At 56.5% G+C, this 24,337-nt stretch carries 26 protein-coding genes; 18 read left to right on the top strand and 8 right to left on the bottom strand.

Going from position 1 to position 24,337, the window contains the following annotated elements; translation table 11 throughout:
* The first annotated feature begins 80 nt into the window (after nt 1-80).
* The 9 genes from H5P30_RS10125 (at nt 81) to H5P30_RS22485 (ending at nt 7,938) form a co-directional block, all read left to right on the top strand.
* Nucleotides 81-1,511 (top strand): aldehyde dehydrogenase family protein, encoded by a 1,431-nt coding sequence (locus H5P30_RS10125; RefSeq protein ID WP_185692932.1) that lies wholly within the window; start codon nt 81-83, stop codon nt 1,509-1,511.
* Between the two features lie 169 nt (nt 1,512-1,680).
* A complete protein-coding gene (locus tag H5P30_RS22035) occupies nt 1,681-2,676 on the top strand; it encodes an NAD(P)-dependent oxidoreductase (RefSeq protein ID WP_185692830.1) in 996 nt (331 codons plus the stop codon).
* Nucleotides 2,677-2,858: 182 nt separating this feature from the next.
* Nucleotides 2,859-3,719 carry an SMP-30/gluconolactonase/LRE family protein gene (locus tag H5P30_RS10115; protein WP_185692829.1) on the top strand — a complete coding sequence of 287 codons (861 nt, stop codon included), beginning with the start codon at nt 2,859-2,861 and terminating at the stop codon, nt 3,717-3,719.
* Between the two features lie 945 nt (nt 3,720-4,664).
* A complete protein-coding gene (locus tag H5P30_RS10110) occupies nt 4,665-5,351 on the top strand; it encodes a hypothetical protein (RefSeq protein ID WP_185692828.1) in 687 nt (228 codons plus the stop codon).
* The gene (locus tag H5P30_RS10105) at nt 5,348-5,923 is read left to right on the top strand and encodes a LemA family protein (protein WP_185692827.1); all 576 of its coding nucleotides are present in this window, start codon (nt 5,348-5,350) and stop codon (nt 5,921-5,923) included. The genes H5P30_RS10110 and H5P30_RS10105 overlap by 4 nt, the downstream gene beginning before the upstream one ends.
* Before the next feature lie 236 nt (nt 5,924-6,159).
* The gene (locus tag H5P30_RS10100; RefSeq protein ID WP_185692826.1) at nt 6,160-6,843 is read left to right on the top strand and encodes a nucleoside/nucleotide kinase family protein; all 684 of its coding nucleotides are present in this window, start codon (nt 6,160-6,162) and stop codon (nt 6,841-6,843) included.
* On the top strand, nt 6,840-7,472 hold the full coding sequence (locus H5P30_RS10095) for a 3'-5' exonuclease (protein ID WP_185692825.1): 633 nt from the start codon (nt 6,840-6,842) through the stop codon (nt 7,470-7,472). The genes H5P30_RS10100 and H5P30_RS10095 overlap by 4 nt, the downstream gene beginning before the upstream one ends.
* A complete protein-coding gene (locus H5P30_RS22490; RefSeq protein WP_425504935.1) occupies nt 7,469-7,705 on the top strand; it encodes a 3'-5' exonuclease family protein in 237 nt (78 codons plus the stop codon). The genes H5P30_RS10095 and H5P30_RS22490 overlap by 4 nt, the downstream gene beginning before the upstream one ends.
* Nucleotides 7,627-7,938 carry a 3'-5' exonuclease family protein gene (locus tag H5P30_RS22485; protein WP_425504934.1) on the top strand — a complete coding sequence of 104 codons (312 nt, stop codon included), beginning with the start codon at nt 7,627-7,629 and terminating at the stop codon, nt 7,936-7,938. The genes H5P30_RS22490 and H5P30_RS22485 overlap by 79 nt, the downstream gene beginning before the upstream one ends.
* A gap of 81 nt (nt 7,939-8,019) precedes the next feature.
* Here H5P30_RS22485 and H5P30_RS10085 read toward each other — a convergent pair whose 3' ends face one another.
* Nucleotides 8,020-8,694: a lysophospholipid acyltransferase family protein gene (locus tag H5P30_RS10085; protein ID WP_185692824.1), complete on the bottom strand. Its 675-nt coding sequence runs from the start codon at nt 8,692-8,694 to the stop codon at nt 8,020-8,022.
* A gap of 204 nt (nt 8,695-8,898) precedes the next feature.
* On the opposite strand from H5P30_RS10085, the gene H5P30_RS10080 reads away from it, so the two are divergent.
* Complete coding sequence (locus H5P30_RS10080) at nt 8,899-9,354, top strand: CBS domain-containing protein (protein WP_185692823.1); 456 nt, start codon at nt 8,899-8,901, stop codon at nt 9,352-9,354.
* Here H5P30_RS10080 and H5P30_RS10075 read toward each other — a convergent pair.
* Nucleotides 9,351-10,355 (bottom strand): glycosyltransferase family 2 protein, encoded by a 1,005-nt coding sequence (locus H5P30_RS10075; protein ID WP_185692822.1) that lies wholly within the window; start codon nt 10,353-10,355, stop codon nt 9,351-9,353. The genes H5P30_RS10080 and H5P30_RS10075 overlap by 4 nt on opposite strands.
* A 133-nt stretch (nt 10,356-10,488) precedes the next feature.
* Between H5P30_RS10075 and H5P30_RS10070 the strand changes: the two genes are divergently transcribed.
* The 3 genes from H5P30_RS10070 to H5P30_RS10060 are packed head-to-tail and all read left to right on the top strand — an operon-like array spanning nt 10,489 to nt 12,700.
* A complete protein-coding gene (locus H5P30_RS10070) occupies nt 10,489-11,286 on the top strand; it encodes an alpha/beta hydrolase (RefSeq protein ID WP_185692821.1) in 798 nt (265 codons plus the stop codon).
* Nucleotides 11,283-11,843 carry a cob(I)yrinic acid a,c-diamide adenosyltransferase gene (locus H5P30_RS10065; RefSeq protein WP_185692820.1) on the top strand — a complete coding sequence of 187 codons (561 nt, stop codon included), beginning with the start codon at nt 11,283-11,285 and terminating at the stop codon, nt 11,841-11,843. The genes H5P30_RS10070 and H5P30_RS10065 overlap by 4 nt, the downstream gene beginning before the upstream one ends.
* Nucleotides 11,825-12,700, top strand: coding sequence for a transglutaminase family protein (locus H5P30_RS10060; RefSeq protein ID WP_185692819.1), 876 nt, complete (start codon nt 11,825-11,827; stop codon nt 12,698-12,700). The genes H5P30_RS10065 and H5P30_RS10060 overlap by 19 nt, the downstream gene beginning before the upstream one ends.
* A 6-nt stretch (nt 12,701-12,706) precedes the next feature.
* Here H5P30_RS10060 and H5P30_RS22480 read toward each other — a convergent pair whose 3' ends face one another.
* Nucleotides 12,707-12,952, bottom strand: coding sequence for an FmdB family zinc ribbon protein (locus H5P30_RS22480; RefSeq protein WP_185692818.1), 246 nt, complete (start codon nt 12,950-12,952; stop codon nt 12,707-12,709).
* Nucleotides 12,953-13,023: 71 nt separating this feature from the next.
* Between H5P30_RS22480 and H5P30_RS10050 the strand changes: the two genes are divergently transcribed.
* Nucleotides 13,024-13,911, top strand: a complete 888-nt coding sequence (locus H5P30_RS10050) for a polyprenyl synthetase family protein (protein WP_185692817.1) — start codon at nt 13,024-13,026, stop codon at nt 13,909-13,911.
* 169 nt (nt 13,912-14,080) lie between these two features.
* Here H5P30_RS10050 and rlmN read toward each other — a convergent pair whose 3' ends face one another.
* Complete coding sequence (rlmN, locus tag H5P30_RS10045) at nt 14,081-15,187, bottom strand: dual-specificity RNA methyltransferase RlmN (RefSeq protein ID WP_185692816.1); 1,107 nt, start codon at nt 15,185-15,187, stop codon at nt 14,081-14,083.
* Between the two features lie 24 nt (nt 15,188-15,211).
* On the opposite strand from rlmN, the gene H5P30_RS10040 reads away from it, so the two are divergent.
* Nucleotides 15,212-15,724, top strand: a complete 513-nt coding sequence (locus H5P30_RS10040) for a KdsC family phosphatase (RefSeq protein ID WP_185692815.1) — start codon at nt 15,212-15,214, stop codon at nt 15,722-15,724.
* Nucleotides 15,725-15,727: 3 nt separating this feature from the next.
* Here the strand turns inward: H5P30_RS10040 and H5P30_RS10035 are convergent, their stop codons facing one another.
* From H5P30_RS10035 to H5P30_RS10025, 3 genes are all read right to left on the bottom strand, one after another.
* Complete coding sequence (locus H5P30_RS10035) at nt 15,728-16,678, bottom strand: transposase (RefSeq protein ID WP_185692814.1); 951 nt, start codon at nt 16,676-16,678, stop codon at nt 15,728-15,730.
* Between the two features lie 79 nt (nt 16,679-16,757).
* A complete protein-coding gene (locus H5P30_RS10030; RefSeq protein ID WP_185692813.1) occupies nt 16,758-17,672 on the bottom strand; it encodes a uracil-DNA glycosylase in 915 nt (304 codons plus the stop codon).
* 7 nt (nt 17,673-17,679) lie between these two features.
* Entirely contained in the window at nt 17,680-18,294 is a 615-nt protein-coding gene (locus tag H5P30_RS10025) for a riboflavin synthase (protein ID WP_185692812.1), read from the bottom strand.
* A 100-nt stretch (nt 18,295-18,394) separates the two neighbouring features.
* Here H5P30_RS10025 and H5P30_RS10020 point away from each other — a divergent pair, with 100 nt between their 5' ends.
* The 3 genes from H5P30_RS10020 (at nt 18,395) to htpG (ending at nt 22,071) form a co-directional block, all read left to right on the top strand.
* Complete coding sequence (locus H5P30_RS10020; RefSeq protein WP_185692811.1) at nt 18,395-19,324, top strand: ribokinase; 930 nt, start codon at nt 18,395-18,397, stop codon at nt 19,322-19,324.
* A 43-nt stretch (nt 19,325-19,367) separates the two neighbouring features.
* Nucleotides 19,368-20,063: a deoxyribose-phosphate aldolase gene (gene deoC / locus H5P30_RS10015; protein WP_185692810.1), complete on the top strand. Its 696-nt coding sequence runs from the start codon at nt 19,368-19,370 to the stop codon at nt 20,061-20,063.
* Between the two features lie 151 nt (nt 20,064-20,214).
* The gene (gene htpG / locus H5P30_RS10010; protein WP_185692809.1) at nt 20,215-22,071 is read left to right on the top strand and encodes a molecular chaperone HtpG; all 1,857 of its coding nucleotides are present in this window, start codon (nt 20,215-20,217) and stop codon (nt 22,069-22,071) included.
* A 368-nt stretch (nt 22,072-22,439) separates the two neighbouring features.
* Here htpG and H5P30_RS10005 read toward each other — a convergent pair whose 3' ends face one another.
* On the bottom strand, nt 22,440-24,257 hold the full coding sequence (locus tag H5P30_RS10005; protein WP_185692808.1) for a hypothetical protein: 1,818 nt from the start codon (nt 24,255-24,257) through the stop codon (nt 22,440-22,442).
* Between the last annotated feature and the right edge of the window lie 80 nt (nt 24,258-24,337).

Here is a 24,337-nt window from a genome sequence, read left to right as displayed (position 1 = left end):
TTGGTGGCAAGAAGATAGCAAGACCCAAGCCAATCAGTCCGTCTTTGACCCCGAGCGATTCCCAATCTATGCTTTCTCCTATCATGAAAGGCACCTATCCGTTCTACCTCGGGAGCCAACCCGAAGAGCCAAATACCGACCTCAAGGTCTGCGACAAATTCAGTGGAGAGCTCATCGCCTCCGTAGCCCTTGCAGACCGCAAGGATATTGATCGAGCCATCGAATCGGCAGTATCGGCAAGAAAGCCCATGGCCAAAACAACTCCGTTTGAACGGAAAGCTGCTCTCGACCACTGCATAAAGCGCTTCCGTGAACGGGAGGAGGAATTGGCAGAAGCTCTCTGCAGCGAAGCCGGAAAGCCGATCAAAGACTGCCGGGGTGAGGTTGAACGCCTCATCGAAACGTTTGAAATCGCCTCCCGCGAGACCATGGCTGACGAAGGAGAGGTCCTGAACCTCCAACTCAGCGAACGCTGCCGAGGATATCGCGGCATCGTCAAGCGGGTTCCGATCGGCCCCTGTTCCTTTATCACCCCTTTTAATTTCCCTCTCAACCTAGTGGCCCACAAGGTTGCACCCGCTATCGCCGCCGGTTGTCCTTTCATCCTCAAGCCGGACAGCCGCACACCTCTCGGAGCGTTGATCATCGGAGAGATTCTTGCCGAAACTGACCTCCCGGAGGGCGCATTTTCGATCCTCCCCTGCGAGGTCTCAGAGGCAGATGCGTTCACCACCGACAAGCGACTCAAGCTCCTCAGCTTCACCGGTTCTCCCAGAGTCGGCTGGGAACTGAAGAAACGCGCCGGCAAGAAAAAGGTCGTCCTCGAGCTGGGGGGAAACGCCGCCTGTGTTCTCGATGAGGGCACCGATGTCGAGGATGCCGTCAAACGCTGCATCGTTGGTGCATTCTACCAATCGGGCCAGAGCTGCATCTCCGTGCAAAGGATTTATCTCCACAATTCCCTCGCCGAAGAGTTTGTACAAAAGTTTGTCGCCGCCACCCAAGCCCTGAAGTCCGGAGATCCTCGGGATCAAGAAACCTTCATCGGCCCTCTCATCGACGAAGCTCAGGCCCAGCGACTCGAAGAATGGATCTACGAAGCAACGGCCTCCGGGGCCCAAATCCTCCACGGAGGCAAGCGGGACGGTCAATTCGTCGAGCCAACCATTCTCTACGACGTTCCCCGCGATCAGAAGCTCTATTGCGAGGAAGCCTTCGGGCCGATTGTCGTCCTTGAACGATTTTTCGAATTCGATGAGGTGCTGGAGTCCGTCAACGAGAGCCACTATGCGATCCACGCCGGCGTCTTCACCGCCAAGATTGATCACGCCTTCCGGGCTTGGGACACGCTCGAGGCTGGTGGAGTGCTCATCAATGAGATCCCCTCCTGGCGGGTCGACAACCTTCCCTACGGAGGAGTGAAAGACAGCGGTCTTGGCCGCGAGGGAGTACGCTACGCGATCGAAGATATGAGCGAGAAACGGACCCTCATTTTCCGCAACGCAGAATAGGCCGGCATCCCGCCGTGGCGCCCCCCGCAATTTTCTTTGCGAGGCGAAAAGTCAAAGGTTTCTGATTCGAAAGGATCGAATCTCCACAAACTTGACCCACCCATAATGTCTGCTCTAAGGTCATTGACTTGCTGCCAACAGCAAAAAATACCATTTTTATTAAACCAAAGTGAAATCGATTTTCCTACTTCCGGAGGATTCCCTCAAGTTCGTCTACAACACGAGCTCCATTCAACAGATCAAAGAGATGACCGACAATGACGGGAATCTCCATACTCGGGAGTCGATTCTCAGCAATCCGTCCGCCTACCAGGATGTCGATATTGTCTTTTCAAGCTGGGGCTGCCCACTCTTTGACGAAGAGCTTCTGAACGCTCTTCCCTCGCTGAAAGCCCTCTTCTACGCGGCTGGTAGCACCCGCGGATTCATCACCGATTCATTTTGGGAACGCGACATCCTCCTCACCAGTGCCTATCAGATGAACGCGATTCCCGTCGCAGAGTTCACCGAAGCCACGATCACTCTTTCGCTCAAGCGCTTTTGGCACTACATGACGGCTCTCCAGAAGGGAGAAGATGGAGACTCCCACCAAACCATTCAGGGCATGTATCACGGTAGCCGCGTCGGTATCATTTCGCTCGGTGCCATCGGTCAACTCGTTTGTCAGAAATTGAAACATCTCGATCTCGACGTCGTCGCTTACGACCCCTTCGCCACTAACGACCTCTTTTACGCCTGCGGAGCTGAGAAATCGGAAACCCTGGAGGCGATTTTCGAAACTTGCGATGTGGTTTCGCTCCACACCCCCTGGCTTCCGTCGACGGAGGGAATGATCACCGGAGACCACCTCCGTAGCATGAGCCACGGCACCACCTTCATCAACACCTCCCGCGGGATGGTCGTCGACGAACCTGCGATGATCGAGGTCCTCCGCGAACGACCCGACATTACCGCCATCCTCGACGTCATTCAGGATGAGGCCAATCGTCATAGCTCACCTCTTCGCGATTTGCCCAACGCCATCCTCACTCCCCACATCGCCGGTTCCAAAGGACGTGAATGCTTCCGCATGGGCGCCGAAGTCGTTAAGGAGTGCGAGCGCTTCCTCGCAGGAAAAGAACCCATCACTCCCGTTACCAAGGAGAAGATGGCCCTCATCGCCTAGTCGAAGGTCCCGACCGTCGCGCAACCGCCTCTCCGACCACCGACCACCGACTACCGACCGCTGACCACTGACCACTGACCACTGACCACCGACAGACCGACCACCGACAAACCGACCACCGGCCACTGACAGACCGACAAACCGCCTTGCCTTGGCTTCCGGTTCTGTGAAAGCCTTTCTCCATGAATAAACCGGAACCGATCGGCAACTACCAATCGAAATGGGGCGAGGGCCCGACTTGGCACAACGGCCGCCTCCTCTACGTCGACATTCACGCCCAGAGCATCCTTGAATTCGATCCCGAGACCGGCAAGCAACAGAGCTGGGAACTCGACCAACAAGTAGGCTTCGTCGTTCCCTGCAAGTCCGGACGCCTCCTCTGGGGCGGAGACAACGGTTTTTATTTCCTGGATCGCGAAACGGGCACGAGCACCCCGATATACGATCCCGAGCCCGATCTTCCCAACAATCGTTTCAACGACGGCAAGTGCTCTCCTGACGGTCGTCTCTATGGCGGAACGATTGCCACCGATAAAGTAACGGGAGCCGCCAAACTCTACTGCTTGGACAGCGATTTGTCGCACTCCGTAGCCTACGGCCCAGTGACCAACTCCAACGGGCTCGCTTGGTCAGCCGACGGCAAGACCCTCTTCTACATCGACACCCCCTCCAAGGAAGTCAAAGCCTTCGATTACGATTCTGCAACCGGGACCCTTTCCAATCCTCGGGTCGTGGTCGAGACCTCGAACAAGGATTCCTCGCCCGATGGAATGACCATCGACAGCGAAGACAACCTCTGGATCGCCTTCTGCCACGGCGGACACGTCGCCCGCTACAATCCGGAAACCGGCAAGGAGGTCAGCCGCATCGACGTCCCCGCCCACGAAACCACCTCGTGCGCCTTCGGAGGACCGAAGGGCAATGACCTCTACATCAGCACCGGCACAGCCAAAGACCGTGATGAAGAATTCGGCGGAAACCTTTTCGTCGTGCGCGATCTCCCCGTAAGCGGCCCACCAGCCGCACTCTTCGCCGACGCCTAGGCGGCATTCCCAACATTCGCCATCCCCACTGGGACCGGCAGCTTTAGCTGCCGGTCTCCTACAACAAGTAGCCGCTCAGCTTTAGCTGCGCGGTCCTGCGGCCACGAAGGGTCCTCACGGGGAGACTGTCCGAGAAATCCGCGATGGGGGCAGCTGAAGCTGCGCCCCTACTAAAATCGTCCGCAACCTCCCCTAAGGGGCCCACCAGCCGCACTCTTCGCCGACGTCCAGGCGGTATCCTCAACATTCCCCTGTCCCCACTGGGACCGGCCGATCTAGCAGCCGGTCCTACAACAAGTAGCCGCTCAGCTTTAGCTGCGCGGTCCTGCGGTCACGAAGGGTCCTCACGGGGAGACTGTCCAAAAATCCGCAATGGGGGCAGCTGAAGCTGCCCCCTACTAAAATCGTGCGCGAACTCCCCGCAAGCGGCCCACCAGGCGCACTCTTCGCCGACGTCCAGGCGGTATCCTCAACATTCCACTGTCCCCACTGGGACCGGCCGATCTAGCAGCCGGTCCTACAACAAGTAGCCGCTCAGCTTTAGCTGCGCGGGCCTGCGGCCACGAAGGGTCCTCACGGAGAGACTGTCCAAAAATCCGCGATGGGGGCAGCTGAAGCTGCGCCCCTACTAAAATCGTCCGCGACCTCCCCGTAAGCGGCCCACCAGCCGCACTCTTCGCCGACGCCTAGGCGGCATTCCCAACATTCGACATCCCCACTGGGACCGGCCGCTCTAGCTGCCGGTCCTACAACAAGTAGCCGCTCAGCTTTAGCTGCGCGGTCCTGCGGCTACGAAAGGTCCTCACGGAGAGACTGCCCAAAAATCCGCGATGGGGGCAGCTGAAGCTGCGCCCCTACTACAAACATCCTGTTCTTGCCTTCGCCTGTCTTCCTCCGCGAATTGAGACTGGTCCCCTCCTCGATCCTTTCTCACACTCTAATCCGATGAACCCCGTTTTCATAATCATCCCCGTCGTCATCGTTTTTGGAGGACTGGCCTACTATGGTTGGCTCCAGCAGAAAAAGCGACGCGAAGCTCTAGCGGCTTTGGCCCGCAAGCATGGACTGCAGTTCTTCCCCGAAAAAAACAAGACTGAGATCCGGCAATTCGAATTCATTGATCCGATCCGCAAGGGCAGTAATCGATACCTCTACAATCGACTTCGTGGAGACATGGACGGGCGAACGCTCGAGACCTTCGACTTTCACTACGAAACGCATTCGACCGACTCTAAGGGGAACCGCACGACTCACCATTACCACGGTTCCAGTTTCCTCCTCATGCTTCCCGGTGCTTTCCCCGAGCTCCGCATTTACCGGGAGGGAATCTTTCAGAAGTTTGCCCAAATGCTCGGGTTCGACGACATCGATTTTGAGTCCGTGGAGTTCTCCAAGCGCTACAACGTCAAGAGCCGCGACAAGAAGTTTGCCTACGATTTCTGCAATGCCCGGATGATCGACTATCTCCTCGACGAAGAGGACCTCAACATTGAGGTGGAAGGAGCATGGCTTGTGCTCGCCTTTTCCCGCAAAACCAAAGTCGAGGACTGGGAGCGCAACGTCGCACGGCTCGGATCCATCTTCGGCCTCATGCCTGAATACCTATTCGAGGAAGAACGACCCATTTCATGAATGCACCGTCCATACTCCCCTGGATCATCGTCGCGGTGGTCATCCTTCTTCCCGGCATCTGGCTCTTGGCCCAGTACAATGGCCTCGTTTCCCTCCGCAATCACATCCGGGAAGCCTGGAGCAATATCGACACGGAGTTGAAACGGCGCTACGAACTCATTCCCAATCTGGTCGAAACCGTAAAGGGCTACGCGGCCCACGAAAAGGAAGTCCTCGAGCGAGTCACCCTCGCCCGGGAACGCTGTCTCCAGACGAGTGGTCAGGGTTCGGCCGGCCAGCAAGCTCCCGCCGAGCAGGAGATGTCCCGACAGGTCACCCATCTCCTCGCCCGTGCCGAAGATTACCCAGAACTCAAGGCCGACCAGAATTTCCTCCAACTGCAACGCGAACTCGTTATCACAGAAGATCGCATCCAAGCCGCCCGTCGCTTCTTCAACGGCAACGTCCGCGAATATCGCAATAAGTGCGAACAGTTCCCCTCCAGCTTAGTCGCCGGCGCCTTTGGATTTCAGCCTGAGGAATATTTCGACGTAGACCCGTCGGTCCGCGAAGTCCCCACCACCCAGTTCTAGCCCAAGGTAGCGCGGGTTGGCTCAACCCGCAACCAGCATGTATCCAAGCAACCAGCAAAACATGAACAAGAAAGTCCAGAATCCGGCACCGGATTTGTCTGAGGATCCGTCTCCGACGCCCCCTCTGACCTTCGCGCCCTCCTCGGCAAGGAGACGGATTGACGAGTTGATTGAGCGTCAATCCTCCCCTCCGTCGAGGCCGTTCGTAAAGCCAGCGATGAGGACTATCTAGATTAATGAATCGCAACGGAATCAAAAGCCTCGAGAGCTGGTGGCCCCAGCTTCAATCTGATCTTCAGGAGCGCGAACCGACCCCGCCTACTCCACTCCTCATCGGAATCGGTGGACAGGGCGGCTCCGGCAAATCCAGCGTCTCCCACTGGCTCGTGAACAAGATTGAGGGTTCCGCCCTCCTCCCTCTTGACGACTACCGGCTTCCCCGTCGGGACCGGGCGAAACGCGGCCTCCTCGGCTCACATCCCGAAGGCAATGATCTGCCCCGGCTTTTTGCAGACCTCGATGCGGCTCGATCAGGACGGACTATCCATCGCCCCATTTTCAACGCGACGGCGGGCGAAGCCGACCAAACGGAACCCGTTCATCCCGGAACTTGCCTGATCTGCGACGGCGAAATCGCCGCCCACGAGGAGCTGCGCACGCAATTCGATCTCTTCATCCTCGTCGAATCTCACTGGCGCACCCAGCTCAACGCCCGGCTCTCCCGCGATATCGCCGAACGCGCCTACGCCCTCGAAAAAGCCATAGAGGTCTTCCTCAAAAGCAATCTGCGGGACTTCCCGCGTTTTTCAGCCGGAGCCAAGGACCACGCGGACTGGGTCCTCTACCGCAATACCCGAGGGGTCTTCAGCGCCAAAAAACCATTGCCACAACCCCACGGACCGCAAGAATCCGAAGGATGAATATACCTGCCGACGCTCCCTTTCCCGAGAGGATGTGCAAAGAGGTCCTCCGCAATCTGCCGATGATCGGCTTCAAGGGAAAGATCGAGTTGATCCAAGATGACGCTCAGATGGACAGCGCCTTGGAAGAACTTCGCCACGAAACCCTTCTCGGGTTTGATACGGAGAGTAAGCCGACTTTCCGCCGCCAAGACGAAGTTCGACCACCGGCTCTCCTCCAGCTGTCCAACGGAGCGACAGCGTGGTTGTTCCAGCTTCGGCAGATTTCCCGACACGAAGAATTGTTCGCCATTCTTGCCGATCCGGCTGTCGAGAAAGTGGGCGTCGCCCCTCACGATGACATCAAAGGCCTCAATCGTATTTCCCCTTTCCAAGCCGCTGGCTTCACCGATCTCGGCACCATAGCCTCCGCCCGCGGAATCATTACCACCGGCCTCCGTAATCTCGCCGGAATGTTCCTCAACGGCCGTATTTCGAAAGCCGCACAGGTCTCCAATTGGGAACAGAATCCTCTGACCAAGAAGCAAATCAACTACGCCGCCACCGACGCCTGGGTCTCCCTCCGCATCTATGAGGAACTGAACCGCCGCACCGGCCAAGCCGTCCCCGGCGAACAGCTCGCGCAATAAGTCTCCCCGACTGCGATCTCACAATAGGTAGCGCGGGTTGGCCCAACCCGCACCCCAGCCTGAATTACCTCCGCATTTCCAAAGCCGCACAGGTCTCCAACTGCGAACAGAATCCTCTGACCAAGAAGCAAATCAACTACGCCGCCACCGACGCCTGGGTCTCCCTCCGCATCTACGAGGAACTGAACCGCCGCACCGGCCAAGCCGTCCCCGGCGAACAGCTCGCACAATAAGTCTCCCCGGCTGCTATCTCCCAATAGGTAGCGCGGGTTGGCCCAACCCGCACCCCAGCCTGAATTACCTCCGCATTTCCAAAGCCGCACGGGTCTCCAATTGGGAACAGAATCCTCTGACCAAGAAGCAAATCAACTACACTGCCACCGACGCCTGGGTGTCCCTCCGCATCTATGAGGAACTGAACCGCCGCACCGGCCAAGCCGTCCCCGGCGAACAGCTCGCACAATAAGCCTCCCAGGCTGCTATCTCCCAATAGGTAGCGCGGGTTGGCCCAACCCGCACCCCAGCCTGAATTCAGACAGCCCAGCCCCTACGTCTTCCCATGCCACTTCCGCGGAGGAGGAATCAACCAGTGACGATCGGTTTCTTCATCCGAGTTGAGGTCCTTCAGAAGCTTTTCGTGACAGCTCCGTAGTCCTTCTTCCAAATTATCCGCAGCAATCGGTGCCCCGATCCGTATCACCGCCTCTGGCAAAGGATATTTTCCGGAGTGGATTTTTTTCGCCATCGGCCGGGCGTGGGCGCCTTCGTTGATCTTCAGCAATCCGCTGAGCCCTCCTTGAAACTCCGGCCAAGGTTCAAAATCGTTTACGAGGCGACCGTGCGGATACATCAGGAGCGTCCGGCGAAAGCTATCTGAACGCAGTAATCGAGCCGCGTAAAGCAAGGCCTGGCTCCGGCCTTTCTGGCTGTCCAGATCCACCCCGAACACCCCTGTTTTCTGAAAATAACGGAACTTCAGGAGGTTTTTCTCCTCCATCATGATGTAGTAGTCCAGGTTCAGCCGGTCGAAAATCAGCGTCTCCATGAGCCCGTCCCACCAGTAGGAATGGTTTCCATAGAGAATCAGCGGAAAAGTTCCCGTTTCTTGAAAATCATCCAAATCCACGTAAAGCCGGACCGAAAAGAAACGCCGCCGCATCGCAAACCGACAATAACGAAACAGCAACCAGGTGCGAATACGGTCTTTCTCGGCTTTAATCATGATAAACGGTAGGCAGAGACGCTCTTTTCACCACAAGCTCAGATCCTCCGGCTCCAGTCAGCGCCCACAATCGCCAGAGGTAGAAAATCGGGAAAACAGGTCTCTCCACCCTTTCATTCGATAGGCATACACCGGTCGAAAAGCCAGCCGCAACTGCTTCTCTATTCGTTTGCCAACCGCGCCATGCTCCGATAATATCCGGCCATGCCTCAAAACAACACCCCTATTACCAAACTCCTCAATCGCAAATCCTCGGACGTTTACTCCACTTCCCCCGATCAATCCGTGTTCGAAGCCGTCGCTGAGATGAACCGCCATCGTGTGGGCAGCCTCGTGGTCTTGGAGGAACAAAAACTGGTCGGGATCTTCACCGAACGTGACGTTCTGACCCGGGTTGTCGCCAAAACCCTGGATCCTCAAACGACTCGGATTGCCGACGTGATGACCCCCGATCCGCAGTTCCTTCACACCACGGATACCATCGCCACGGCCATGCAGAAAATGACCGAGAAGCGCACCCGACACCTCCCGGTCTTCGATACGGTGGATTGCCTCGTCGGGCTCATCTCGATAGGGGATGTCACTCGCTGGCAAATGGAAGAGCATCAAGTCGAAGCCGAGCATCTGAAAAACTACGTTTTCGGAGAGTATTCGGCCTAGGCCACTGCCAAGAAATCCTTCCCGATCCGATAGCCCCGGCTTTCCAGAAACTGGGTGGCTCGCTCGCGTGCGCCCCTCGCGCCCACTCCGAACAATAGAAATCGATCAGAGTCCTCTGCGAGATCTCGCGGATCCTCCACCGGTCGCCCGTCCAGCGTCTGACCGATCTTTTTCGGGTCAATGTCGAGGAATCCGGCGAAACGATGTCCACTGTCCTCCAAAGACCGAAATCGACGCCGGGTTACTCGGCCTGCTCCCCAGAGCCAAAGAGGACGATCCGCAGGGATCTCCCGCTCCAACCAACGACCGAGAAAGTGACTCTTGATTTCATAAAACGCTTCCGGCCGGTAGCGGGGATCAGACCGTGAGAGCCGCTTCTCCGAATCCCTCCACTCCAGAAGGAATTCCGGGATTTTCTGAAATCGAACGCCTTGGTCCATCCACCGGAGCCACATCTCATAGTCCTCCGGAAAATCACCTGCACGATAGCCCCCAAAGCGGTCAGGAATTTCGCGTCGAAAGACGACACTCGGATGCGCCACCGGAGACTCTACGAACCGATTCTGGAAATGCTCCTCCACCGAGAGAATCGAATTGGTCCAATCCATGTAGCGCTGATATCCCCGGCCACCACCATCCTGCCAGGTCCGGCAGGAGACCACTCCGATCTCAGGATTCTCCTCCAAAAACTCGCACTGCCACCGCAATCGCTCTGGATGACAATAGTCATCGACGTCCATCCGAGCCACGAATGGACTGGATACCCTCGCGAGCCCTTCGTTCAACGCCGCGACGATTCCTCGGCCCACCGCCTGAATCGACAAAATCCGACGATCCTCGGCGGAGAAACCCTCAGCCAACTTCCGGGTCCTGTCGGTCGAATGATCGTCGACGATCAATAGCCGCCAATCCTTGAAGGTCTGCTGGAGGATCGACTCCACCGCTGCCTCCAGAGTCTGCGCTCCATTGCGCACAGGAAGGAGGATGGTAACTCTCGCCATCGGTAGACAAAATTCTGCAGCATCTGACGCCCCAGCGCAACCCTCTTGGCATTTCCCTCGTGAAAGCGGCGACCGGGCACATCCAAATTGATTCAAGCTGGCCGCAGGCCGTGAACCATTTCATGGTGAAGGGATGGCTTGGTTAAGCACTCGATTTTTTTCCCAACAACTAGGAGTTTCGACTTCGGTCGAAGTTCTTCTTCCCCAGCCCGATGCCCAGGGTCAGATCGGGATGAGCACCCCGGATCGGCTCGACCGTTATCCCGCGCTCTACCTCCTGCACGGGTGGTCCGATGATGAAACCATCTGGATGCGACGCACTTCCATTGAGCGCTATGCGGCCAGTTACCCACTCGTCGTCGTCATGCCGCGAGTTGACTTGAGCTATTATCAGGACACCGCCTCGGGGATGAACTACTGGTCCTATATCAGTCAGGAATTACCATCTCTCTGCGAAGCTTGGTTCCCCATCCGTTCCGACCGCAAAGCTCGCTTCGCCGCTGGTCTCTCGATGGGGGGATACGGAGCCTTCCGTCTCGGGCTTGCCCATCCAGAGCGTTACAGCGCCGCAGTAAGCCTTTCCGGTGCCCTCGACATCGGCCATCTATCGAATCACTGGAAAGACGATCCCGTTCGCAGGACCAAGATGAACGCCATTTTTGGCGATGTCTCTCAAGTTCCCGGAAGCGATGCCGACCTCCTGCATCTCCTAAAGCAACCACGGAACGAACCGACTCGATTCTACCAATGGTGCGGAACCGAAGACTTCCTTTACGAAAGTAATTCCGATTTCCGCCAAGCGGCAGAGAAAGCAAGCCTCCCTCTTCAATACAGTGAAGGCCCAGGGGATCATTCATGGGCCCATTGGGACCGGGAAATTCAAGGGGCACTTGACTGGTTGATGAAAGACACCGAATACTCAGGGCAATGATAAAACGATCCCGGGTGTACACACGTGCTGGTGATGCCGGCACCTGTCAGTTGATCGGCGGTTCCCGCGTCCCCAAGGACGATCCACGCGTCGAGTGCTATGGCGATTACGATGAAGGTTGCTCGTTCCTAGGCATGCTCCGTGTGAAATTGGGAATGGATCACCCTTGGCAGGAACGGCTGCAGACCTTGCAGAAAGATCTCATGACCTTCATGGCCGTCCTCGCCAGTCCAGAGTCCATGCGGGACAAATATGTCTTCGAGCCTGAAAAAACCAAAGAGCTCGAATCATGGATCGATCAACTCGAATCCGAACTCGAGTCCAACTCCAAGAGCTTTCTCCTTCCCGGAGGTTGCGAGACCGCCTCGCTCTGTCATGTCCTCCGCACCGTCTTCCGCCGGGCGGAACGACGCATGGCCACCGTTCACCGGGACTATCCCGTACCACCTGCCGCCCTCTCCTTCGGCAACCGACTCTCCGATTTCTTTTTTCTTTTCTCACGGTACGAACTCGATCGTTGCCAAGTCCCGGAAGAACCATGGAAGACTTTTCACTAAAATCCGGAGACCGCCTCTACGAGGTCTATCACGTTACCCGTTATGACTACGACGGACCCGTTTCCCTCTCACTGCAGGCCTTGAGGATTACTCCGCGGTTTCGGCGGTTTCATCAGACCCTCGAGACGGAACCCGGCGGCAATCTCCGCTTCCTGCGGGACGCTTTCGAGAATCCAACGTATTCCTTTGAATACATCGGTCAGACAGAGGTGCTTTCGCTCACCAACCGGATGAAAATCATTCGCTCGGGGGCCAATCCCTACAACTTTCTACTCGGCCCCTCAGCCCTCGCCCGTCCTATCGTATACAACGACAGCGAGAAACAGGCCCTCATGGGCTACTTCGAGCCTAGCGCAATTCAGGATCCCATCCTCAAAAAAGCCGCTCAGATCTTCATTCCCGAGGAGAAAGAGACGGTATCCTTTCTCGCTGCCCTTAATCAGAATATACATACCAAGCTCGAATATGAGCCACGGGATGAACCGGGGATTTACACCACCGAAGAAATCCTCGACCGGGGCAAAGGCTCCTGCCGGGATTTTGCCGCCCTACTCCAGAAGCTGCTTCAGTACGAAGGACTCGCCACCCGATTTGTCAGTGGCTACCTGCTCGAAACCGGAGACCTACAAGGCGCCGAAGCCATGCACGCCTGGACGGAGGTCTACCTCCCCGGAGCCGGATGGATTGGAATGGATCCGACCAACGGAATCCTCACCGATGACGCCTTCGTGCCCTGCGCCGTCGCCGTCAATCCCGATGAAACGACCCCCATCGGCGGACGCTATTTCGCCCAGACCCAGGTAATCTCCTCCCTCAGCACCGAACTGCAAATCCGCTGCATCGGGGAAGGTAAGTAATTCCCTCTACTCCTTCGAGGACGAAGAAGGCTTCGATTCCGAGCTACTGGAGGAATTCGATCCCGACTTTCTCTTGTAATCGGTCTCGTAAAAGCCTGATCCCTTGAAAATCAAACCGGAGCCGCCTCCGATCATTCGGGACAGCTTCATCTTTCCGCATTTCGGACATTTCTTCAGAGGCGCATCCTTCATCGATTGGAAGGCTTCCATTTCATGGCCACAGGAAGAGCAAACGTAGTCGTAAGTTGGCATTGCTGGAAAAAACGGAGAAATGTGGGAACCGGATTGAAAAATTGCAAGACTTGATCGACAACAATCAAACAATGGACCCAAAAGAGTTTACCGAGCGCTTCGAAAATTGGCGCCTCCAAATCGAAAAGGAAATCGACCACAGGGTCCCCTCCGCGGATACCGAACCCACCAAATTGCACAGCGCCATGCGCCACAGCCTCGAAGCCGGTGGCAAACGCCTCCGCCCAGTCTTGGTCTGCGCCGTCGCCGAGGCCTTCTCATCGAAGTCCAACCCACTTCCCGCCGCAGCCGCCATTGAATGCCTCCACACTTACACCCTCATCCACGACGACCTTCCGGCCATGGATGACAGCGACCTCCGCCGCGGTCGCCCCACCTGCCACAAAGCCTTCGGAGAAGCTGCCGCCATCCTCGCCGGAGACGGTCTCCTCACCCTTACCTTCCAAATTCTCGGCGAAGGATACCCCACCGACCCTGCTCTAGCCAACAACTTGGTCGTCGACCTCGCCACCGCCTCAGGAAGCCTATGGCTCGTCGGAGGTCAGATGGACGACATCGACAACGAAGGCATTCCCCTCGACGTCCCTACACTCTCCTCCATCAATCGCCGCAAAACCGGAGCCCTCATCGCCGCCGCTTGCATCATGGGGGCCAGAATCGGCGGAGCCTCTGCCGAGCAGGTCGAAACCGTTCGCCAATTTGGAGTATGCCTAGGCGAAGCCTTCCAAGTCATCGACGACATCCTCGATTTTACCGCCACCGAAGAACAAACCGGCAAAAGTTCCGGCCGCGATGAAGCCAACGGAAAAGTCACTCTGGCGACCCTGGAAGGCCTCGACGCCGCCCGAAAACGTGCCGAAGAACTCACTCAGCAAGCCGACCACCTGCTTTCTCAATTCTCCGCGAATACCGATTTTCTCTCGGCCCTCGTCCGCTGGATGGCGGACCGCAGTAACTGATCCCCTTGCCTGGCGTCCGGCTCAGCCGGGAATCCACGATCGTCGAGATTTTAACCGGAGATCTTCTCTGAATGATGAGTCAGGCTGGGCTCCTCCGATGTAAACTAATTTTTTTCCTGGTTAATTATAAGTAGACGAAGAGGCTGATTCACCTAAAGCATCCGGCGAACTACGCCGCTGTCTCGTGTTGAAGCCTCAATTGCCCGCAGGCAGCACTGATGTCGTGCCCTTTTTCTCTCCGAAGAGTCACAGAAACACCGTTTTCGCGAAGAATTTTGGCAAATTTCTCCTGACGCCGGAGATTGGGCCGCTTCCATTCAAGTCCTTCCACGGTGTTGTAGGGGATACAATTCACGTGAGCGTGTAGCTCCTTGGCGATACCTGAGAGCGCGATCGCCTGTTCAAGAGAGTCGTTAACATCCTCAATAAGAATGAACTCCAGAGTCACCATTCGGTTGTGTCGCTCCCGAAAATACCGAACCGCCTCGAGAAGTTCGGCGATCGGATAACGTCGGTTGATCGGCATAATCCGGCTTCTCACCTCATCGGTCGCTCCATGCAGCGAAACCGCGAGTCGGATGGGGATCCCTAGGTCCGCAAGCTTGCGAATTTCTGGAACCAGTCCAGATGTGGAAACGGTGATCCGACGGGCTCCGAAGCGGAATCCCCAGTCACTATGAAGCGACTCGATCGCACCGGCGACCGCATCAAAATTAGCCATCGGCTCTCCCATGCCCATGAAGACAATATTGTCGAAGGGAACATGATCTTCCCGCACGGCTGAAGGCGTATCCGATTCATCCTTTCTCTCTCCTACGCGGAAGAACTGCCCGAGAATCTCACCCCGAGTCAGATTCCGTTTAAACCCAGCCAAACCGGATGCGCAGAACTTACATCCATACGCACAGCCAACTTGACTTGAAACGCACACCGTCGCTCGGGATTTCTCCTGCCCCACTCCGACCATCGGGGCCTGAATCAAGACCGTCTCAACCAAAGCTCCATCCTCGAGTCGAGAAAGCAACTTATGGGTGTCGTCTCCAGAGCGCTTCCAAAGCACTGGAGTCACCGGATTTCCGGCAAACTTCTCCCCGAGCGACTCCCGCATCGTGAGCGGCAAGTTACTCATTTCCGCAAAATCCGGAACCCCTTTCTTGTAGGCCCACTCAAGGATTTGCTTCCCGCGGAAAGCTGGAATTTTCTCGGCCTTGAGAAATGCGGTCAGCGTTTCTGCCGACTCGTCGAGAATGGATGGTTTTTGCGGTCGAAATTTCAAGATAAGTCCCTTTGGGTTACTGGCATGAAGCCGAATGAAGGTGAAACGATGGATTGGGGGCGAATCAAGGTATTACTTTTGGACAGTGATGGAGTGCTGACCGATGGCGGAGTCTATCTACCGGAAACGGGAGGTCCAGAAATTCGTCGATTTGATATCAAGGACGGTTTCGGAATCGCCCGTTTGCTCAAGGATGGCTTCCCGATCGGGGTCATCAGTCGATCCCCATCGACCCCCGTTCAAACCCGCTGTGAGAAATTGGGCATCCCCCACATTTATCTCGGGGCGAAGGATAAAGTCGCTTGTGCAAAGAAGATCTTGGATCAACTGAAACTCGATTGGAGCGATGCTGCATTTATGGGCGACGATGTGCCGGATCTCCCTCTTCTGCAGAAGGTTGCCTTCCCCTTAACCCCACTCAACGGAGCCGAAGAGATTCGAGAAGCGACCAAATGGGTGTCACGTTTCCCGGGTGGAGGCGGTGCCGTTCGGGAAGCCTGCGACCATATTTTCCGGGCAAGACAGGCCAAGGCGTAAGAATTATCGAAACAGGTCTTTCCTCAATCCAGTTGCCACGGAAAGACCACCCCAATCCGCTCCCTGCATTGGACGAGGTTTTCGGGTTTTCTTCCTCCCTCCAGGCTCCAATTTCGCCTGCTCCTCAATATATTCCGCAGACCCGAGAATCATCCCATCGGTAAAATACCGAACCCGACACCGAAGGACGACCGAAAGCGGCAGTTTCCCTTTCTCCTCCCGAAGAACCCGCACCGCCTCCTCACGACTGATCGCGGTCTTTCCGTCTTTTACCTGCGATCCAGAGCCAAAGAGCGTCTGCCGATACCCGGCCATATCGCGATCCACCACAGCCAGACCCTCGCGAGCAAGACGTCCGCCTCCCATGGCCTCCCCATATCCACAAAATCGATAATCCTTAGGATCTTCGACCAAACCCGCACGCACAGCATTCAAGTCAATATAAGCCGCTACCGTCCGCAACGCCCAGCGATCGCCTTCAACCAGAACACTCTTGAACCGATCCGACCAAAGCGGACCAAAGCGGTCACGGGACCGATTAAACCAGAGAGAGAACCGCTGTTTCAAAGTCTTCATCAACCAAGAAACATCATGCATCCGCCGGACCAACGCCTTCCGCAAAAGATCCCCTTCATCCGTCCCCTCAGCCAAATGCTTCTCCAAGACGCTGGCTGGCATCGGCTGCCACGGCGTCGGCTTTGGATAGAGCATCCGATACCTCCGGACGATCTCCGAATCCGAAACCTCATGCTCTCCGGGCACTTCGACGAAGAGGTGAAAATGATTCTTCATCACGGCGTACGTAATCACCCGCACCCCCGAAAACTCGGCGACCTGCCAGATCATCTTACGCAAAACTTCCCTTTCCCGATCCCCAAACAAGGCTTCCCCATTCACCGTTCGGCTCATCAGATGGTAATAGGCTGTTTCTCCCTCAATTTTTCGTCTCCTCATGAAACAAAAATAGCATATCTCTCATCCAGGTCAATACTATTAACCTGGTTTATTATTAAGCGCAAAATAACTTTACTCCTTACTTCCGCAAAGCCGCTAGGAAGAAGTTCCGTTGTTTCTCAGAGATTTCCATTTCCAAGTGCTCCATCACGGCAAGTAGGTCTTCCCATACTTTGCGTTTGCTGGCTACCGATTCTTGATGGAGCAGGTAGGAGGGATGATAGGTGATCATCATGGGGGTCTTTGAGAATTCGTACCACTTCCCTCTCAATCGTCCCATTTGGCCTTTGGTTTCGGTCCCCAAGAGGCCTTTTGCGGCGGTGCCGCCCATGGCTACAATGACTTTGGGTTGGATGACTTCAATCTGGGCTTTCAGGTATGGGAGGCAGAAGGCCATCTCGTCATCGGTGGGGGGGCGGTTTCCGAAGGAATTTCCCGTCTGGGGGCGCCAGTTCATGATGTTGCCGATGTAGACTTCTTCCCTTTTCAGCCCCATGGCTTTGATCATACCGGTCAGGAGTTCTCCGGCTTTGCCGACGAAGGGTTCGCCTTTGGTTTCCTCGTCCGCTCCCGGGGCTTCTCCGCAGAAGAAGATGTCGGCGTCCAGGTTCCCTACTCCGAAAACGATTTGTTTCTCGGGGTTTAGATGCTTTTGGCAAACCTCGCAATTGAGCACGCGATCCCGGAGCCATTTCCATTTTTCCTCTTTCGATCCTTCGGGAAGTTCGATTTTCGGGGGATTGGCTAGGGATGAATCTACCTTCGACTTTTTGGCGGCTGGAGACGGCCGCGGGGCTTCCGGTTTGATCTGGGGAACCTCGATTTTTTCCTGCGGTTGGTTGGACGGCTCGGCGGCAGCCGGCTGGGTGCGCCTGGGCTGAGGCTGGCGTTCGAGTATACGCAAGGTTTCGTCCGTGAGGCTGATGGACTCCAGCCCTTCGGCGCGGAGGAGTCGGAGTTCCTCTCCGATCAATCTGAGTAGATCTTCCCGCATTGGAGAATCAGCTCCCGGCTGCGGCGATCGGCATTCTTGCGGAGAGCATACGCTCTACGTGCTTGGCCAAGAGGTCAAATTCGAGGTTCACTCGTTCTCCTGCGGAACGATCCTTCAGGTTGGTTTCGGCAAGGGTGTGCGGGATCAACCAAACGGCGAAGCCGCTTTCGTGAACCTCCGCAACGGTCAGGGAAATCCCATCGACCGCAATCGAACCCTTCTCGACCATGTAGGCCATCCCTTCTTGGCTACAAGAGACCTGCAGGTAGTAATCGGCACCACGGGGCTCGAAAACTTCAATCACGCCGCTCTCGTCGATATGGCCGCTGACGAAATGTCCGCCCATCCGAGTGGTGGGGAGAAGGCTTCGCTCCAGATTGACCCAACGCCCGGCGGTCAGTCCAGCAAAGGAGGTGCGGCGGACCGTCTCGGCCAGGAGGTCGAAGGATGCATAGCCCTCCCCCTGCCTCGCCACCGTCAGGCAACAACCGTTGACGGCAATGGAATCTCCCAGAGCGTATCCGGAAATTGCCTCGGGCATTTCCACATCCAACTGGAATCCCGAAGAATCCTCCTCGAAACGTAGCACTTTTCCTGCAGCTTCAACCAGTCCAGTAAACATTTTCGAATGCTACATCCGACGCCCGTCCCCTGACCAGTCGTTTTTTGAAAACAACTTCCTCACTTGTCTCTCCGCCTATCTCAGAGCTACCATTTTCCGTATGAACCCCTCTCCTATTCTAGTTGTCGGCAGCTTTGTCCAAGACCTCACTTTCTCCACCCAGCGCTTCCCCTCACCGGGCGAAACCGTCGTCGGACAGTTCTTTACGGGACCGGGTGGGAAAGGCAGCAATCAAGCGGTAGCCGCTCGCCGGGCGGGTGCCGACGTCACGTTTGTCGGGGCGGTTGGAGCAGATGCATTCGCCCAATCAGTTCGTGAATTTTATCAAGAGGAAGGGATTCATGCCGCTCTCGCTGAATATCGCGACGCTTCAACGGGTACCGCGGGAATCCTCTTCGACAACTCCGGCCAGAACGAGATCGTGGTAGCCCTGGGCGCGAACGATTTTCTCTCTCCTCACGACATCCCGGATGAATTCCTGGCGGAGAGTGAAATCCTCGTCTGCCAACTTGAATGCAACCTCGTAGCCGTCAAATCTGTCCTGGAGCGAGCGGGCCGAAACTCGGTCACCCGCATTCTCAACCCGGCACCCCTCCGCGAAGAGCTTCCCTTGGACCTCCTCCAATCGACCGACATCCTCATTCCCAATGAAACCGAGTTCATCGGCTTGCTGGAACGCTTGGAAAGTTCCGCTCCCACCGAAGAAGAACTGCCCCACCTCTCTCCAGACGAACTTGGAAACCTCTGCCGCAAGCTCGGCCCTCCCACGGTTCTCGTCACTCTCGGGCGACACGGCGTCCACCTCTGGAGTGAAACCCACAATAAACGCATCCCCGCCGTCGAGGGCGTAAAAGTCGTCGACACCACCGGCGCGGGCGACGCATTTGTCGGAGCTTTTGCCGCCGGGATGCAGCGCTTTCCCGGCGACCTGCCCGCTGCAGCCCGCTTTGCCAACCGGGCCGCAGCCCTCTCAGTCACTCGTCAGGGAACGGCTCCCGCAATGGCGAGATTGGAGGAAATTGAATCCTAAGCTGGAAACTCTCCGGCCATTCCCCTTTCATGGACCCTCACCCATGCCATTTTCTCTTTCCGAAATCGCCGGCGCGCTCGACGCGACGAACCTAAAACTCGACGCCTCTGCGGCCGACATCGAAGCCCTCTGCCACGATGCTTTGGGCCACAGTGTTGCGACCGTTTGCGTTTATCCAACCAACGTCCCACTCTGCCGAAAGATCCTCGGATCCGGAGACGTTGGGATAGCCGCCGTGATCGGCTTTCCGAGTGGCCGCTACTCGACACGCTCGAAGATCGTCGAAATCGACGAGGTCTCGGCGATGGGCGCCTCAGAAGTCGACATCGTCCTCAATTATCCGGCTTTGATCGAAGGACAGACCGAAGCCCTCCGCAAGGAAGCGTCCCAGCTGGCGGAGGCCTGCCGGAAGGTCGGTCTTGTTTCAAAGTTCATTGTCGAAACCTGCTATCTCGACGAAGCGCAAAAGCTGACGATGCTCGACATTTGCGAGAAAGCCGGGGCCAACTTCATCAAAACCTCCACAGGATTCGGCAGCGCCGGAGCCCAACTGGCCGACATCGAGTTGTGGGCGAAGGCAAAAACCTCCTCCCACCTGAAAATCAAGGCCAGCGGCGGGATTCGCACCCGAGAGCAGGTCGAGGCCTTTCTGACTGCCGGAGCCTCACGAATCGGACTCTCCTCGGCCAAAGCGGTCTTGAGCGAGTCTTCGACAGAGGGTTCGTCCGGCGGATACTGAATCCCGGCCGATGACCGCGAATCGCGCCGTCGTCTAACGCCTTTGCGGGCACAAAATGGATTTTTCGGATTGAATGCCGGCCCATTTTGGTTTGTCCCAGAAGGTTTTCGATCATTTCGAGAGAATTATTTTACAGAAGAACCAAACACCCATGAGCGAAAAGAAACCAGAAACCAGAGAGTTCCAAGCCGAGGTCAAGCAAGTCCTCGATATCGTTGTTCACTCCCTTTACACAGACCGCGAGGTCTTCATCCGCGAACTTGTATCGAACGCTTCCGATGCTTTGGAAAAACTCCGCCACCTTCAGTTGACGGAAAAGAACGTCTTCGACGATTCGTTGGAGCCGGAAATCAACGTCACGACAGACGAAGAGGCCGGCACGATCACGATCCAGGATTTCGGAATCGGCATGAACGAAGCCGAACTGGTCGAGAATCTCGGCACGATCGCCCACTCCGGTTCCAAAGCCTTCCTCAAAGCCATCAAAGAAGGTGGATCGAAGAACGAGAACCTCATCGGCCAATTTGGGGTCGGTTTCTACAGCGCCTTTATGGTCGCCGACGAAGTTCTCGTCTACACCCATTCCTGGAAACCCGACGAGAAGGGTTACTGCTGGAAGAGCGACGGTTCCGGCGTCTATGAGATCGAGGAAGCCGACGGCCAGCGCCGCGGAGCCAAGATCGTCGTCAAACTGAAGGAAGACCAAAAGGAATTTTCCAAGAGCGATCGCGTAAAGTCGGTTCTCGAGAACTACTCCGCCTTCGTCCCCTTCCCCCTCAACCTCAACGGTGAGAAGATCAACACCGTCGGAGCCCTCTGGTTGAAGAGCGCCTCCGAAGTGACCGAGGAGGAGTACAAGGAGTTCTACAAATTCCAGGCCAACGCTTTCGACGAGCCCCGCTTCTGGCTGCACTTTAGCGCCGACGCGCCTCTCGAGATCAACTCCCTGCTTTTCGCTCCCCAGCAGAACATGGAGCAGTTTGGCATCGGCCGGATGGAACCGGGCGTCTCCCTCTACTGCCGCAAGGTCCTCATCGACCGTCACCCGGAAGGCCTCCTCCCCGAGTGGATGCGTTTCGTTCGCGGAGTGGTCGACAGCGCCGACCTTCCGCTCAACATTTCCCGCGAATCGATGCAGGACAGCTCGATCGTGCGCAAGCTGAGCAAAGTCCTGACCCGCCGTTTCCTCAAGATGCTTGGCGAGAAGGACAAGAAGGATCCCGATGCCTTCCGCGACTTCTACCAAAACTTCAGCCAATACCTGAAGGAAGGGGTCGTCTCCGACGCCAGCAACCGCGAAAGCATCGCCAAGCTCCTCCGCTACGAATCCTCCCGCACCGAAGCAGGCAAGATCACAAGCCTCGCCGACTACGTAACCCGGATGAGCGCGGACCAGAAAGATATCTACTATCTCTTTGGATCCAGCCGCCAGAGCATCGCCTCCGGTCCTTACTTGGAAGCCTTTGAATCCCGGGGCCTTGAAGTCCTCTTCGTCACTGACCCCATCGATGAGTTTGTGATGTCGCACCTCGGCGAGTTTGACGGCAAGAAGCTCGTTTCCGCCGACCGTCAGGACGTCGAGCTGCCAGATGCCCCAGAAAGCGAAGGCGAAGCCCTCTCGCAGGAAGAAGGCGATGAGCTGAGCAAGTGGGTGAAGGAGAAGCTCGGTGAGCGCGTCAACGACGTGGTCATCAGCAAACGCCTCACCGAAAGCCCTGCCGTGGTTCTCAATTCCGACGCCTCCATGACTCCGCAAATGCGCCGCATGATGAAGGCCATGAATCAGGACGGCGGGAACATGCCGGAATCTCCGGTGCGCTTCGAGCTCAACGCCAAGCACCCGCTGATCAAGAGCATTGCCTCCCTCAAGTCCACGGACCAAGACCTCGCCGCATCGGTGGCCGAACAAGTCTTCTCCGGAGCCCGCCTCAGCGCAGGCCTCGAAGACGACAGCAGTAAGGTCGTGAAGGGTATGAACGAAATTCTCGGCAAACTCTTGAATCGCTAAGATTCCAGAGAAAGAAATTCAAACGCCAGGACATTCCCTGGCTCGCAACGGGAGGGCAGCAATGTCCTCCCGTTTTGTTTGTGGACCAGCCCCCTTGTGAGCTGCTCGTAAATTGCCCTTGGGGTCCAACGCGACACTGGGCGCGGAGAATGGCCTGCGGCATGAAGGTTGCCCGTTAGCCGATTGAAAGGGCCAGCCCGATTTCAGTGGCTCAGAGCTCTTCGGCTCTGTGCACTCCTCAGGACGAAAGATCTGGACCCGAAACGGTTGCAGCAACTCCGGGATTTGCGAAGCGGTGCGGCCGGTTGATTGGCCTCCCTGTCATTCGTCTGGCCGCTTGATTCTACGAAAAAAGTGAAGCGGTAGACTCAGGGAACTGGAGGGGCGGCTTCTTGGTTTTCCTGAATCTCGCGGGCTTGGTCGAGCATCTGACCGGCAAGGCGTTCAATGCCACGCGCGACGACCTGGCTGGCGGGGAAGAACTTCTGTGCGGCCGCAAATTTGGTCAGGGCCGCAGCGTAATTGCCTTGCTCTTCGAGCGACTCGGCCTCGTCGACAGCGGCCACAAAACGGGCGATCCCCGGGACAATCGAAGAGAGAGTGCGATGGTAGCGGCGGTCGTCTCCAGCCACCTCTTCGATTTCCTTCAGGACTTCCCAAGCTGCGTAGGGTTCTCCGCGATCCAAACGCTCTTCGGCAGCATGAATACCGAAGTCAATGGTCTGGACGATCTCGATCGATTCGCGTAGACGCTCTGCGCGTACTTCATCGCCGCTGAGAGCCGCGATGTAGGCTTCGCGTTGATCGAAAATCCGGCGGTAGTCCCCCGATTCGTAGTCGACATCAAAATCTGTCACATGATCGGCACTGGACACCGTTTCGGTCATGAAATTCTCGATTTCCGGGTTCAGGGGCCAAATTTGGAAGGATTCGTCCAGCATCGTCTGGGCCTCCTCCACCTCTCCTCGCAGAAGCGCTCCCCGAGCCCCCAGGAGTTTCATTCGGCTGGCCTGCTTGGCCACCCGCACGGCGGACAACGCTTCACGATCCGGGAAGTCGTCGGCCATCCGGGAGATTGAAAAAATCAACTCTTCGAGGGCGCCAAAATCCTTGAGTTCCACCAAGCGCTGAGCCTCGTCGAGATCGAAGTAAAGCTCGCGGAGGACACGTTTTTTCTCCTCGGGGAAAAGCACGACCTCGAGTGAATACTCACCGAGAAAAAAGGTTTCCTGCAAGCGTTCGAGGGCCGAGATCAATTGCCCTTGGTCATAGGCGTTGTTGACGGAGTCCATCCCCGTCCGGACATCATCAATCGCTTGGAGGGCGATGAACTCGAGTGAATCGACGGTCGGGATCATCTCGAGCTCAGGCATGTAGGAGATCAGCTGTTCACCGCCCACCTCCAGGTCCTGTGCACTGCTCTTAAAAAGGGTGCGATAGAACGAGCAGAGGATGAGCGCGTGCTTAAAACGTCTCTGGGAGAGGAAGGAAATGATCTGGCTCTGCATTTTCAGGCGAGCCTTCAAGCCAATTTCTTCGATTTTAAGTCCTTGGGCCGCGAGCTGGGCTTCCTGCTCAGCGAGGCGTTTCATGGCTTGTGCAAGCGGCGTCAGCCCTCCCCCATCGAGGGTTGGCGCGTCAATGCCGTCCTGACGCAAGCGGCTTAATTCTTCAGCCTTTTGAACACGCCTTGTTTCTTCTTTGCGAGTTTCGATGAGAACTGAATCTTCCAAACGGTCCCGCTCAGCCGCCTCAATATCCTCACGGAACTGACGGTTCAAGAACAGTTCACGATCCCGCCAATTGTCGTAAACCAGATTGGCGATGACCCCGGAGTTTCCTCCATCGACATCGAACTCGGTCGCCTGAAAGAGAAGCTTCCACGCAGAAATCACCGGTTTCCACGGATCCTCCTCATTCGTCTGGTCACTCGCCTGACTCAGGGTCGAGAGGCGCCCCTGAATCTGATCCAAGAGAGAGAGATAAAGACGGGAGTCCATCGAATTGACCGGCGTATTGAGGTACCGGACAAACCGAGCGCGCATCATCCTCCCCTGCCCCAGCTGAAAAGAGCGGCCCTTCCAATTCAGAACTCCCTCTTCCGGGTCCAACGAATCGGATTCGACATCAAAGACTCGGTCGACCAGCGCTTGCAAGGTGTCACTCTCGTAAGACCCAGCTCCCATGGTAGGGGCTCCTGGGAGCTGAGCGGACGCCCCCGTCAGGAGCAAAAATCCTCCGAGGAAGCAGAGTAACCGCGGCCCAC

The organism is Puniceicoccus vermicola, assembly GCF_014230055.1.
Taxonomy (GTDB): Bacteria; Verrucomicrobiota; Verrucomicrobiia; order Opitutales; family Puniceicoccaceae; genus Puniceicoccus; species Puniceicoccus vermicola.
The sequence above is the reverse complement of the archived record's forward strand: the minus strand, read 5'-3'. Positions and strand labels throughout refer to the sequence as shown.

Excerpts from the sequence above, each read along its gene's own strand:
- H5P30_RS10070 (WP_185692821.1), top strand. The coding sequence starts at position 10,489 with ATGGCTTGGTTAAGCACTCGATTTTTTTCCCAACAACTAGGAGTTTCG.
- htpG (WP_185692809.1), top strand. The coding sequence starts at position 20,215 with ATGAGCGAAAAGAAACCAGAAACCAGAGAGTTCCAAGCCGAGGTCAAG.
- H5P30_RS10020 (WP_185692811.1), top strand. The coding sequence starts at position 18,395 with ATGAACCCCTCTCCTATTCTAGTTGTCGGCAGCTTTGTCCAAGACCTC.
- deoC (WP_185692810.1), top strand. The coding sequence starts at position 19,368 with ATGCCATTTTCTCTTTCCGAAATCGCCGGCGCGCTCGACGCGACGAAC.
- H5P30_RS10080 (WP_185692823.1), top strand. The coding sequence starts at position 8,899 with ATGCCTCAAAACAACACCCCTATTACCAAACTCCTCAATCGCAAATCC.
- H5P30_RS10085 (WP_185692824.1), bottom strand. The coding sequence starts at position 8,694 with ATGATTAAAGCCGAGAAAGACCGTATTCGCACCTGGTTGCTGTTTCGT.
- H5P30_RS10060 (WP_185692819.1), top strand. The coding sequence starts at position 11,825 with ATGGAAGACTTTTCACTAAAATCCGGAGACCGCCTCTACGAGGTCTAT.
- H5P30_RS10110 (WP_185692828.1), top strand. The coding sequence starts at position 4,665 with ATGAACCCCGTTTTCATAATCATCCCCGTCGTCATCGTTTTTGGAGGA.
- H5P30_RS10050 (WP_185692817.1), top strand. The coding sequence starts at position 13,024 with ATGGACCCAAAAGAGTTTACCGAGCGCTTCGAAAATTGGCGCCTCCAA.
- H5P30_RS10075 (WP_185692822.1), bottom strand. The coding sequence starts at position 10,355 with ATGGCGAGAGTTACCATCCTCCTTCCTGTGCGCAATGGAGCGCAGACT.
- H5P30_RS10115 (WP_185692829.1), top strand. The coding sequence starts at position 2,859 with ATGAATAAACCGGAACCGATCGGCAACTACCAATCGAAATGGGGCGAG.
- H5P30_RS10105 (WP_185692827.1), top strand. The coding sequence starts at position 5,348 with ATGAATGCACCGTCCATACTCCCCTGGATCATCGTCGCGGTGGTCATC.
- H5P30_RS10095 (WP_185692825.1), top strand. The coding sequence starts at position 6,840 with ATGAATATACCTGCCGACGCTCCCTTTCCCGAGAGGATGTGCAAAGAG.
- H5P30_RS10040 (WP_185692815.1), top strand. The coding sequence starts at position 15,212 with ATGAAGCCGAATGAAGGTGAAACGATGGATTGGGGGCGAATCAAGGTA.
- H5P30_RS10065 (WP_185692820.1), top strand. The coding sequence starts at position 11,283 with ATGATAAAACGATCCCGGGTGTACACACGTGCTGGTGATGCCGGCACC.
- H5P30_RS10100 (WP_185692826.1), top strand. The coding sequence starts at position 6,160 with ATGAATCGCAACGGAATCAAAAGCCTCGAGAGCTGGTGGCCCCAGCTT.
- H5P30_RS10030 (WP_185692813.1), bottom strand. The coding sequence starts at position 17,672 with ATGCGGGAAGATCTACTCAGATTGATCGGAGAGGAACTCCGACTCCTC.
- H5P30_RS10025 (WP_185692812.1), bottom strand. The coding sequence starts at position 18,294 with ATGTTTACTGGACTGGTTGAAGCTGCAGGAAAAGTGCTACGTTTCGAG.
- H5P30_RS22480 (WP_185692818.1), bottom strand. The coding sequence starts at position 12,952 with ATGCCAACTTACGACTACGTTTGCTCTTCCTGTGGCCATGAAATGGAA.
- H5P30_RS10005 (WP_185692808.1), bottom strand. The coding sequence starts at position 24,257 with ATGGGAGCTGGGTCTTACGAGAGTGACACCTTGCAAGCGCTGGTCGAC.
- H5P30_RS10035 (WP_185692814.1), bottom strand. The coding sequence starts at position 16,678 with ATGAGGAGACGAAAAATTGAGGGAGAAACAGCCTATTACCATCTGATG.